This window comes from Flavobacterium bomense (assembly GCF_003970355.1).
Map to the genome: position 1 here is coordinate 20053 of NZ_RYDJ01000001.1, position 11539 is coordinate 31591.

General features: G+C 36.4%; 10 protein-coding genes and 1 pseudogene. All 11 read left to right on the forward strand.

What is annotated here, in order from left to right; genetic code table 11:
• The first annotated feature begins 567 nt into the window (after positions 1-567).
• The 11 genes and pseudogenes from EKL98_RS00085 to EKL98_RS00135 all read left to right on the forward strand — a co-directional run bounded on the left by EKL98_RS00085 (position 568) and on the right by EKL98_RS00135 (position 11535).
• The gene (locus EKL98_RS00085) at positions 568-1806 is read left to right on the forward strand and encodes a hypothetical protein (RefSeq protein ID WP_126458375.1); all 1239 of its coding nucleotides are present in this window, start codon (positions 568-570) and stop codon (positions 1804-1806) included.
• A gap of 23 nt (positions 1807-1829) precedes the next feature.
• Positions 1830-2006, forward strand: a pseudogene (locus tag EKL98_RS00090) (DUF4212 domain-containing protein); the annotation flags it as partial.
• Positions 1990-2184 (forward strand): hypothetical protein, encoded by a 195-nt coding sequence (locus EKL98_RS17810; protein ID WP_199740677.1) that lies wholly within the window; start codon positions 1990-1992, stop codon positions 2182-2184. The pseudogene EKL98_RS00090 and the gene EKL98_RS17810, both read left to right, overlap by 17 nt.
• Positions 2178-2303 carry a hypothetical protein gene (locus tag EKL98_RS18385; protein ID WP_262706907.1) on the forward strand — a complete coding sequence of 42 codons (126 nt, stop codon included), beginning with the start codon at positions 2178-2180 and terminating at the stop codon, positions 2301-2303. Before EKL98_RS17810 ends, EKL98_RS18385 begins: the two co-directional genes overlap by 7 nt.
• 297 nt (positions 2304-2600) lie before the next feature.
• The gene (locus EKL98_RS00100; protein ID WP_126453860.1) at positions 2601-3020 is read left to right on the forward strand and encodes an IS1/IS1595 family N-terminal zinc-binding domain-containing protein; all 420 of its coding nucleotides are present in this window, start codon (positions 2601-2603) and stop codon (positions 3018-3020) included.
• A 102-nt stretch (positions 3021-3122) separates the two neighbouring features.
• The gene (locus EKL98_RS00105; protein ID WP_126561236.1) at positions 3123-4502 is read left to right on the forward strand and encodes a porin; all 1380 of its coding nucleotides are present in this window, start codon (positions 3123-3125) and stop codon (positions 4500-4502) included.
• Between the two features lie 22 nt (positions 4503-4524).
• On the forward strand, positions 4525-6060 hold the full coding sequence (locus EKL98_RS00110) for an MFS transporter (RefSeq protein WP_126561237.1): 1536 nt from the start codon (positions 4525-4527) through the stop codon (positions 6058-6060).
• Between the two features lie 11 nt (positions 6061-6071).
• Positions 6072-6299 (forward strand): DUF6814 family protein, encoded by a 228-nt coding sequence (locus EKL98_RS00115; RefSeq protein ID WP_126453866.1) that lies wholly within the window; start codon positions 6072-6074, stop codon positions 6297-6299.
• A gap of 249 nt (positions 6300-6548) precedes the next feature.
• A complete protein-coding gene (locus EKL98_RS00125) occupies positions 6549-9254 on the forward strand; it encodes an ATP-binding protein (RefSeq protein ID WP_126561238.1) in 2706 nt (901 codons plus the stop codon).
• Between the two features lie 2 nt (positions 9255-9256).
• Positions 9257-9619: a response regulator transcription factor gene (locus EKL98_RS00130; RefSeq protein WP_126453872.1), complete on the forward strand. Its 363-nt coding sequence runs from the start codon at positions 9257-9259 to the stop codon at positions 9617-9619.
• Between the two features lie 17 nt (positions 9620-9636).
• Positions 9637-11535, forward strand: a complete 1899-nt coding sequence (locus EKL98_RS00135; RefSeq protein WP_126515121.1) for an AMP-binding protein — start codon at positions 9637-9639, stop codon at positions 11533-11535.
• Positions 11536-11539: the final 4 nt, after the last annotated feature.

Here is an 11539-nt window from a genome sequence, read left to right on the forward strand (position 1 = left end):
TCGTTTTTTGGATAATTGCAAATTTACTATAGTTATGCAAAATTTATATACACACGAACCTTTTCTTCTTTAAAAAAAATAGTTACACAGAGCTTAAGCTCTTTAAGCAATACAAAAAAAAGAAAGATACTAATAAATTTTATTTGAGAAATATTTATAAAACAACCACTGCATTTCCCTTATTACTCTTTTTTAATACAACAAAAGCATTCCTAATTTAAGAAATCGTATTGATTTTAAAACAAGGCAAGAATCGTGTTGTTCCCGCTGAACCAATAGCGGTTAAATTCCTTAAAAAAAATATAATTACAAATAAAAATAATTTAAAACATTGATTTTTAGAATTTTAATTGAATACGCTTCGTCAAAAACCAATCCATTTTTGTTCTTGTCAGGCATGTATCAACCACAAACATACTTATCTATTCCGGTGCATTCAGGCTTTAATTTAAATAAAAACTATAGTATTTAACTTATATATATACCATATATTTTTATACTAAATATAAAATTGGACTTTAGCATTGTTGCAAGAATATTTTTTAACGCCTTAAATTCTAATTTATTATGAAAAAAACGTATTTGATAGTTTTCGTATTGCTCTTCTCTTTAAAAGGTTTTTCACAAGGTTCTCCAGATTATGGGGCTGGGATGAAATTCGATTTAAATGACGAAGGAACAAAATATCTAAGGGTGATTTCCTGGGCTCAAATTTGGTCCCAATACAATTCGGATCGCCCTTTAGATGCCAATGGAAACCAACAAGGCGATCTCGATTTTAGCGTTAGGAGATCCAGAGTATTATTGTTAGCACAAATTAATAAAGACTTTCTGATAGTCACTCATGTTGGATTGAATAGTTTAAATGCTAATTCAATGACGCCAACCGGACTTGGTGATGGCCCACAATTTTTTCTTCATGATGCATGGGCACAGTACAGTGTGGGCGCAAATAATGCCGTGGGAGCAGGGCTGCATTATTGGAACGGAATCTCCAGAATGAACAACCAAGGAACTTTGAACTTAATGACCTTAGACAATACGCGTCAAGGCTGGGCTACGCTGGGTTTATCGGATCAATTTGCCAGACATATTGGGGTTTATGCAAAAGGAACCGTTGGAAAGTTACAGTATCGCGTTTCTGTGAATGAAGCCTCAAATAATAATTTAGAACAATTAGTTGTGCCTACTAATGATGGAGCCGCCACCTATACCGGCAGAAGGTTATTGGGTTCAAAAGCTGCCGGAAAAACCTTTGCTGGTTATTTTGAATACAGCCTTTTTGATACCGAAAGTAATGTTTTGCCCTATAAAGTAGGATCCTATTTAGGAACACAAAAAATATTTAATATTGGAGCCGGTTTTTTTTCCCATCCTAATGGTGCAGTCGTAGCGGATGCTTCGGGAAATATAAGTGGTGAAAATGTAAACATTTTTGCTCTGGATGCTTTTTACGATGTCCCAGTTGGCACTAAAGGAGGTGCCATAACCGCTTATGGTATGTTTCAAAAAACAGATTATGGCGAAAATTTTAGATTAGGAACTACATACGAAACCGGCTCTCTAGTTCACGGTCATGTAGGGTATGTTATTCCGGGAGAATCTAAAACCCGTATCCAGCCGTATGTATCTTATGACAATCGTCAAATTGATGTTTTAGATGATTCTGCAAATCAATTTGGAATTGGCGCCAATGCTTATTTCAGCGGCCATAATTCAAAATTAACGTTAGAATTTCAATCTCTGAAATATGCTACGTTCAACACCATCAATACCATTACATTGCAAGCCATGATCTATTTATAAATTAATCTATTAAAAAAAACAGTATGACAACACCAGAAAACGCAAGCGCCTATTGGAAGGAAAATATACGATACCTCTTTATTTTACTAGCGATCTGGTTTATCTCTTCTTTTGGAGCAGGAATACTATTTGCAGAATAATTAAACACCATAAAACTGGGCGGATTTCCACTGGGATTTTGGTTTGCACAGCAAGGATCCGGCTTTTATAGCCACTGCTGAAGCAAAAGGATTAAAGGGAAGTGAACTAAAAAATGACAATGACATTATGGTATTGACAAATCCGGAAATTGCCAATTTACCGGATTGGGTTATTGCTTTGGTAGCTGCGGGCGCTTTGGCATTTCTCCAGAAGGTTTTGGTACAATCGCTATGCTAGCCAATTTCATTGTTGCTTTTATTATCAATAGTTTTACACCGGAACCACCGCAGGAAGTTCAGGAAATTGTAGAAAACATCCGAATTCCTTCAGGTGTTGGTGAAGCCTCCTCACATTAAAACCAATTTTAACACCAATAAAAAGCGCTTTTCTTCGGATAGAATAGCGCTTTTTATTTACTACCAAAGATATTTTTGTCTAAAAAAATTGCTACAAAGAGGCAAACCCTATTTAATTTTTAACACCCAATAAACTTCTACTTTCTAAAAACTGCTTTACATAAAACTGCAATTATCTACTTATAATTAAAGCATTCGCCAATAAAAATAAATAGTGTGTAAAATAAATCTATTTTTTTAACACAATTCATTTTTAAATTGTTGCTAAATTACTATATTTATGCAAAATTTATATATATGGAGATTTTAAGCTGTCCTAAATGCCAAAACAATCAGATAATAAAAAGTGGCATAATCAACAGTAAACAAAGGTACTTATGCAAAAAATGCAAGTATTTTTTTACGGTAAATAAAATAGGGAAAAAGATTGATGATTACTATGTTACCAAGGCTTTACAGCTGTATCTGGAAGGACTCAGTTTTCGAGAAATAGAGCGTATTCTGGGCGTTTCACATGTTACGATCAGCAATTGGGTAAAGTCTTTTAACATCAAAAAACCTTCGCATGCAAATTACCACCCTACTTATAAGATTTTTAGTCACTTAGAACTGGTGGAATATCTCAAAAATAAACAATTGTTATCCGGAGCAGGCATGATCATTACTGAATTAGGAGACAAGTTTATGCTCATAAAATGGGAACGATTCAAGGACTAACTATATCTCTTTACATAAAAATATATCAAAATTTTTTTCTAGAATTAAATAACTCAATTTGGCACTTTATTAACCAACCATTTAATAACCAAAATTTTATTTATGAAAAAAATATTTTTTATCGCGGCACTATTATTATTGTCGCTAAAAAGTTTTTCACAAGGCTCTACTGACTATGGCGCTGGATTGAAATTTAACCTGAACGAAGACGGTTCCAAATTCATGCGTGTAATTGCATGGAACCAGATCTGGATGCGTTCCTCTCAGATGAATCCAGGAACAATGATTGGTGGCGAAGCAACTTCAACTGCAACCGACATTGGTAATCGACGTCTGCGTTTTCTAGCTTATGCTCAAGTATCCAAAAGATACATGATCTTAACCCATTTTGGAATCAACAACCAAACTTTTATTAACGGTGGCGCAGCAGGATCCTCAGGTACTGGTGGCTACGGTGCCGGAAAAAAACCTGGCTTATTCTTTCATGACGCATGGAATGAATATGCAGTTGTATTACCAGAAAAAGATAAGAAATTTAGTTTTACCCTCGGAGCTGGATTGCACTACTACATGGGATTGTCTAGACTTACGATGGCTTCAACGCTAAACTTCTTAACCATAGACGCCCCTATTTTTAACTGGCCTTTAATAGAGAACTCCGATCAGTTTGCCAGACAAGTAGGTTTATTCGCTAAAGGAAAATACGGTAAGTTAGAATATAGAATGAGTTATAATAAACCGTATGCTACAAATTTAGTTCCTACTAATGTAACAGTGGCCGATAATGCAGTAGCGGTTGACAATAGCGGAAATACAAAATGGTCTAAAGCGGGTTATTTTGAGTATCAATTTTTAGATCAAGAAGCCAATGTATTGCCTTTTAAAGTAGGTAGCTATTTAGGAACTAAAAAAGTATTCAACATTGGTGCTGGTTTTTACACTGCACCTGATGCCACAAAAACTTCTGTAAACAGCACGATCAACAAACACGACATCAAACTTTTCTCTGCCGATGTTTTTCTTGATATGCCTATTGGAAAAAAAGAAAACAAAATGGCCGTTACAGCGTACAGTGTACTATATGATTATGATTTTGGTCCTAATTATTTGCGTAATGTTGGGATTATGAATATTGGCTCAGTAGATCCAAATTTCACAGGGAGTAGAGCTATAGCGGGAGCTGGAAATGCACAGCCAACGATGGGATCTGGAAATATTTGGTACACACAAGCAGGTGTTTTATTGCCATGTAAAGAAGCAAAACCTAAAATTCGTATCCAGCCTTTCGGTGCTGTTACCTATAAAAACTTTGATGCTTTGGAACAATCAAGCACACAGTTTGATGTAGGGTCTAACTTTTTCATAGATGGACACCATGCCAAAATAACGGCACAATATTCAACTCGACCCGTATACACCTCTCTAACAAACCGCTCAGGATCATTAGGAGACTTCATAGTACAACTTCAAATTTATCTATAATCAATTTTAAAAATAACAATACATGAAAGAAAAATCAACAAAAGGAATTTGGAAAGTTATTTCCGCATCCTCAATGGGTACCATGATCGAATGGTATGACTTTTACATCTTTGGAAGTTTAGCAGTTGTAATTTCAACTAAATTTTTCCCTTCGGATAATCCAACAGCTGCTTTCCTGTCAACTTTGGCAACATTTGCAGCAGGGTTTGTAGTTAGACCATTTGGAGCCCTTTTCTTTGGAAGATTAGGAGATTTAATTGGGCGGAAATACACCTTCATGGTTACTTTACTTTTAATGGGTGGTGCTACCTTCTTGATAGGTTGTATTCCGAGTTATGAAACCATTGGATTTATGGCTCCTTTATTAGTATTAATTCTTCGTTTATTACAAGGTCTTGCTTTGGGTGGTGAATATGGCGGAGCCGCGACATACGTAGCAGAGCATGCCCCTGTAGGACAAAGAGGCTACTGGACTTCGTGGATTCAAACTACGGCAACAGTGGGTTTATTCATCTCTTTGATGGTGATTTTAGCCACCCGAAATATCCTTACGCCAGAGCAATTTGACGAATGGGGATGGAGAGTTCCGTTCTGGGTATCTATCATCATGGTTGGCGTTTCTTATTTAATTAGAAAAAATATGGATGAATCTCCTGTTTTTGCTAAAGCAAAAGCGGAAGGAAAAACTAGTACCAATCCATTGAAAGAAAGTTTTGGAAATCGTTACAATTTGAAATTTGTTTTATTAGCTTTATTTGGAGCTACTATGGGCCAAGGGGTCGTTTGGTACACCGGTCAATTCTATGCCATGAATTTCATGAAAACAGTAATGGCTATTGATTCGTCACAAGTTGACACTTTACTGGGAATTGCATTAATGCTTGGCACTCCGTTTTTCATTCTTTTTGGTTGGTTAAGTGATAAAATAGGCCGAAAATACATCATGATGGGCGGGATGTTGCTAGCCATCATATTATACCGACCTATTTATAAAAGTATGTACGAAACTACCTCGATAGCCAATAAAACGGAAATGGTAGAAAAAACAACGCTAATCGCGGAGTTGAAAGAGAACAAGAAGCAAACCATGGACTCTATTTACACCACCAATAAAGAGTATGCGGATGGAACTACTTTTCAAGAAATAAAAACCGTACATTTAGAAAACGGAACGGCAGTAATTGTAGATGGCAAAGCAAAAGTAGACACCAAAACAACTATTAAGATCTCCACTGCTGACGAATGGTCGTTAATATTTCTAGTCTTCGTTCAGGTCATATTTGTTACAATGGTATATGGTCCAATTGCGGCTTTCCTTGTAGAGATGTTCCCTGTAAAAATTAGATATACGTCTATGTCGTTACCATACCACGTAGGAAATGGAATTTTTGGAGGACTGCTTCCTGCCATTTCAACCTATTTTGTTATAAATGCAAAAGAAGGCGGGAATCCGGAATTTTACCTCGAAGGACTTTGGTATCCAATTGTTATTGCTGCTATCAGCTTTGTAATTGGAATGGTTTACATTAAAAATAAAGACAAAAACGCTCACATTTAAAAAACACAGCTATGAATCAAATAAAAAGAATTTTAGGATTAGTTTGGATTGCATTAGCAGCTGCTGCAGCCTATTTTTGCATCTTCACTTTCGGATTGCCCAAATTTATGTCCGGTAAACAAGAGGATTTAGTATTCGGGATTATCATCCTATTCATACTCACCCCACTAATTGTTTTAGGATTGGGAGCCTTTGGGTACTTCTCCTTAATGGGAGATTACGATGAAAAAAACGATTAATTAAATGCATTCCTTAAAAACAATCTCTGCATTTTTTTGCAGAGATTGTTTATTTTTTTACAATGAAAAAAAGACATGAACAAAAGCTGGTTATACTCTCAGTGTTAATCTTATTAGCATTGAATATTCCGCTTTTGCTATTATTTGACAGTTCTAAACCTATTTTTGGTTTACCCCTAATTTACCTCTACATTTTTTCGGCATGGCTATTTTCAATCGCTATAACCTACTTAATAATAAAAAGATATTATGAATAGCGTAGGGGTTTTACTGATTTTAGCGCTTTATGTCTCCATTTTATTTTACATAGCGCATTGGTCTGAAAAAAGAAGACATTCTAAATGGACTAACAATCCGTATGTCTATTCTTTTTCATTGGCAGTATATTGTACTGCTTGGACCTATTATGGCAGTATAGGAGTCGCAGCAGAAACAGGACTAGCCTATTTACCTATTTATTTAGGCCCTATTATTATTATACCAACGTGGATGATCATCCTAAAGAGAATTATCCGAATTTCGAGAGTAAATAAAATCTCCAGTATAGCAGATTTTATTTCTTTACGATACGGAAACAGTAGATTTCTTGGAGCATTAGTCACCATGGTTTGTGTTATTGGGATACTTCCTTATATTTCACTACAACTAAAATCAATTTCAGATACCTTTCATATTGTCAGCAAAACACAATCAAGCGACAACATCTTTACGGATACAACTACATATGTGTGTCTTGCTTTGGCATTATTTGCCTCTTATTATGGAACACGCTACGTGGATGCTTCCGAAAAAAGACGTGGTATTGTAACTGCCGTAGCCATGGAATCAATCCTAAAATTAGTTTTCTTTTTAATGATTGGCATTTACGTAACCTTCTTTGTTTTTGATGGGTTTGATGATATTTATCAAAAAGCGAGTGTCCTTGAAAATTTTGACAAAAAAAATACCATTGGCGGGATTACAAACGGAATCAACTGGTTTTTCCTTTGTGTGTTGTCTATGTTTGCAATTTTTCTATTGCCAAGACAGTTTCATACTGCCATCGTAGAAAACAATAAAGAAAGCCACATTCGAACAGCCATTTGGCTTTTCCCACTGTATTTGTTACTTTTTAATCTTTTTGTATTCCCAATTGCTTGGGGAGGAAACATCTTATTTGAGGGGCAAGGACTCAATTCCGATACCTATTCATTGTTAATCCCACAATATTTCAACAACAACACCGTAATGGTTTTAGTCTTTCTGGGCGGATTTTCGGCAGCGATCTCAATGATAATCGTTTCCTCAATTGCGCTCGCCACTATGCTTAGTAACAACCTATTAATCCCTTATGGCTTTATAGGTTCACTCGAGAATGATTCCCAGAAAAAAAACAACAAACGCATCTTGATCAGTCGGAAAATAGGCATTTTTTCCCTCATTATCCTGGCGTATGCTATCTATCGAATTTTTATTCTGGACTACTCTTTGGTTTCCATAGGACTTGTCGCCTTTGTAGTAATCGCGCAATTGGCTCCTTCTTTTTTTGGTGCCATATTCTGGAAAAGAGGATCAAAAAATGGTGCTATAACAGGGATTTTACTTGGATTTATAACCTGTTTTTATACCCTTCTAGTTCCTTACGCCATTGGGATAACCGAATCAACAAGCTTATTCATTCAAGAAGGCCCTTGGGGAATTGAACTTCTAAAACCATTTCAGCTTTTCGGATTGGATTATTTAGAACCTATACCACATGCCGTTTTTTGGAGTTTATTAATCAATTTGATGAGTTATCTGGCCATTTCCGTTAGTTTTAAAGGGAATTACAGGGAACGCAATTATGCCGAAATGTTTGTAGACATCGACAAATACATTACCAATCATGAAAATGCTTTTATTTGGAAAGGAACGGCCTATATCTCCGACATTCAAAAAGTATTGCAGCGATTTCTAGGGGAAGAAAGAACTAAACGTGCACTGACCATTTTCAATTTGAAATACAACATAGACAAAGACATCACCACCGCCGATGCCCGATTTATAAAATTTGCTGAGAATTTATTGACGGGACACATTGGTACGGCTTCCGCCAAAATATTAATATCAAGCGTGGTCAAAGAAGACAAAATCAGTCTGCCAGAAGTGTTGCGAATTTTAGAAGAATCCAAAGAAAACATCATCATCAACAAAAAGTTGACGGACACCTCAAATGAATTAAAAAAAATATCCGAACAACTTAAAAATGCGAATCAGGAATTAGTCAACAAAGACATTCAAAAAGATGAATTTCTAGACACGGTTACCCACGAATTGAGAACGCCAATAACCGCAATTCGTGCGGCAAGCGAAATCCTTCATGATGATGACGACATTCCGGAGGAGTTGAGAAAACAGTTTTTGCAAAATATCATATCGGAGTCCGATCGTTTGAATCGTTTAATTGATAAAATTCTGGATTTAGAAAAATTTGAAACCGGAAAACAAAAAATTTACCTCTCTAAAAACAACATTTCAAAAACAATCAAAAAAACATTGAATTCCCTCCAGCAACTCCTAAAAAACAAAAACATAAATGTTGAATTTCAGGAGGAATCAAGAGAGATCAAAGCCTTTTATGACGAGGAACGAATCATTCAGGTGATTCACAATTTAGTATCCAATGCGATAAAATTCTGCGCTGAGACAAACGGGAAAATAGTGATTTCCATTCATGAAAACAAAGACAATATTGAAGTCAAAATACACAACAACGGCAAGGCAATTAAGAAAGAAGATTTTCAAGCTATTTTTGATAAATTTTATCAATCTCGAAACCAAAACGTAAAAAAACCAATAGGAAGCGGCTTGGGTTTAGCCATATGCAAACAAATAATAGAACATCACAAAGGTAAAATTTGGGCCGAAGACGATACCGCTGAAGGCGCCACATTCGTATTTACATTACCCAATTATAATACAACAGAAAATAATTAAAAATGAAAAAAATTTTAATTGTAGATGACGAACCAAATATTGTAATGTCATTAGAGTACACTTTCAAAAAGAACAATTTTGAAGTTTTCATTGCGCGCGACGGTCAGGAAGCATTGGATATTTTAAAAAATAAACTTCCGGATGTCATTATTCTTGATGTCATGATGCCTATGGTGGACGGGTATGCCACATTAGAGCAAATAAAAAAAGACGAACGGTTGCAGCATTGCAAAGTCATTTTCCTTTCGGCAAAAAACAAGGAAAAGGACATTGAAAAAGGCCTTTCATTAGGCGCTAATTTATATGTAGTCAAGCCTTTTTCAATCAAAAAGTTAGTCGACCAAGTTCATGAATTAATTCAATAAGAAACAAATTCAACACAATGACATACAAGGAAATTTATGAGGAAAGCATTGAGCAGCCAGAAAAATTCTGGGCTGAACAAGCTGATGCAATTGAGTGGTACAACAAACCGGAGACAATTTTGTCAAAAGACGAAAATGGCTATCCGCTTTGGTACAAAGATGGCGAATTGAACATTTGTTACCTGGCGTTAGACAAACACATTCAGGATGGCTGTGGGGACCAGGTCGCTTTTATTTATGACTCTCCGGTAACACAAACCGTAAAAAAATACACTTTTTCGGAAGTAAAAACCGAAGTTGCAAAACTCGCAGGAGGCATGCAATCACTGGGATTAAAAAAAGGCGACACCGCAATAATTTACATGCCCATGATTCCACAAACAGCTTTTGCCATGTTGGCTTGCGCAAGAATTGGCGTAATCCATTCCGTTGTTTTTGGAGGTTTTGCACCACATGAATTGGCCATCAGAATCGATGATTGCAAACCCCGGGCCATTATTACCGCTTCTTCGGGAATTGAAGTGGATCGTTTGATTGCGTACAAACCTTTGGTCGATCAAGCTATTGAACTCGCTTCACACCGACCAAAAAAAGTAATCGTTTTCAACAGAAAATTAGGCGCCCGAATTCCGTTTAAGAAATATGATGTAGATTATGATGCCTTGGTTTATGGCTCAGAAGAAACTCCTTGTGTTCCTGTAAATTCAAATCATCCGCTTTATATTTTGTATACTTCGGGAACGACGGGAAAGCCAAAAGGAATTGTAAGAGATACTGGTGGATATGCTGTGGCATTGAAATTCTCTATGAAATACATCTATAATGTCAAAGAAGGCGAGACTTTTTGGGCCGCATCAGATATGGGTTGGGCAGTAGGTCATAGCTACATCCTTTACGCTCCGTTATTAAATCGAAATACTACCATAATTTTTGAAGGCAAACCGATTAAAACTCCCGATGCGAGTACGTTTTGGAGAATAATTTCAGAGCATAAAGTGGGCACTATGTTTACGGCTCCTACCGCCATTAGAGCTATCAAAAAAGAAGATCCTGATGGAACATTCATCAAACAATATGATTTAAGTTGTCTCAAAAATCAATTTTTGGCGGGCGAACGTTGTGATAATGCCACTTTAGAATGGTATCAACAACACATTCCTATTCCTGTAATTGACCATTGGTGGCAAACAGAATCAGGCTGGCCAATGATTGCCAATTCTCTCGGCATTGAAAAAATGCCGGTGAAATTCGGTTCTGCCACAAAAGCAGTTTGCGGATATGATATTCGGATTTTCAATGAAAACGGTGACGAATTAAGCGCCAATGAAGAAGGCTTGGTTGTCATAAAATTACCTTTGCCTCCGGGAAATATGTTGGGTATCTGGGAAAACGAAGCCCGTTTTAAAGCCAGTTATTTCAGCAAATTTGATGGCTATTATCTATCTGGTGATGGTGGTTATAAAGATGAGGACGGTTATATTTTCATCACCGGAAGAACGGATGATGTTATCAATGTAGCAGGACACCGCTTATCTACAGCTGAAATGGAAGAAGTTGTTGCTTCCCACCGATTCGTTGCAGAGTGTGCGGTCATTGGAATTCAAGATGATTTGAAAGGACAAATTCCGTTGGCATTGGTCGTAACGAAATTAGATATTGCAATAGAGCATTATCAATTGGAGCAAGAAATTATTAAATTGATTCGCCAGCAAATTGGAGCGGTCACTTCTTTACGAAATGTAGTTATTGTAACGCGCTTACCAAAAACGCGCTCGGGAAAAACCCTTCGGAAACTACTGCGCAACATTGCAGATGGTGCCGAATTCCAAATTCCGTCGACCATTGACGACGAATCGATTGTGGAAGAAATTATCACCGCATTAAAAAAGTATAAAATAGGAATTAACAACATATAAAATT

Bases quoted from the DNA above. Each gene is read 5' to 3' on its own strand.
- EKL98_RS00085 (WP_126458375.1), top strand. From the start codon at position 568: ATGAAAAAAACGTATTTGATAGTTTTCGTATTGCTCTTCTCTTTAAAA.
- EKL98_RS18385 (WP_262706907.1), top strand. From the start codon at position 2,178: ATGCTAGCCAATTTCATTGTTGCTTTTATTATCAATAGTTTTACACCG.
- EKL98_RS00100 (WP_126453860.1), top strand. From the start codon at position 2,601: ATGGAGATTTTAAGCTGTCCTAAATGCCAAAACAATCAGATAATAAAA.
- EKL98_RS00105 (WP_126561236.1), top strand. From the start codon at position 3,123: ATGAAAAAAATATTTTTTATCGCGGCACTATTATTATTGTCGCTAAAA.
- EKL98_RS00110 (WP_126561237.1), top strand. From the start codon at position 4,525: ATGAAAGAAAAATCAACAAAAGGAATTTGGAAAGTTATTTCCGCATCC.
- EKL98_RS00115 (WP_126453866.1), top strand. From the start codon at position 6,072: ATGAATCAAATAAAAAGAATTTTAGGATTAGTTTGGATTGCATTAGCA.
- EKL98_RS00125 (WP_126561238.1), top strand. From the start codon at position 6,549: ATGAATAGCGTAGGGGTTTTACTGATTTTAGCGCTTTATGTCTCCATT.
- EKL98_RS00130 (WP_126453872.1), top strand. From the start codon at position 9,257: ATGAAAAAAATTTTAATTGTAGATGACGAACCAAATATTGTAATGTCA.
- EKL98_RS00135 (WP_126515121.1), top strand. From the start codon at position 9,637: ATGACATACAAGGAAATTTATGAGGAAAGCATTGAGCAGCCAGAAAAA.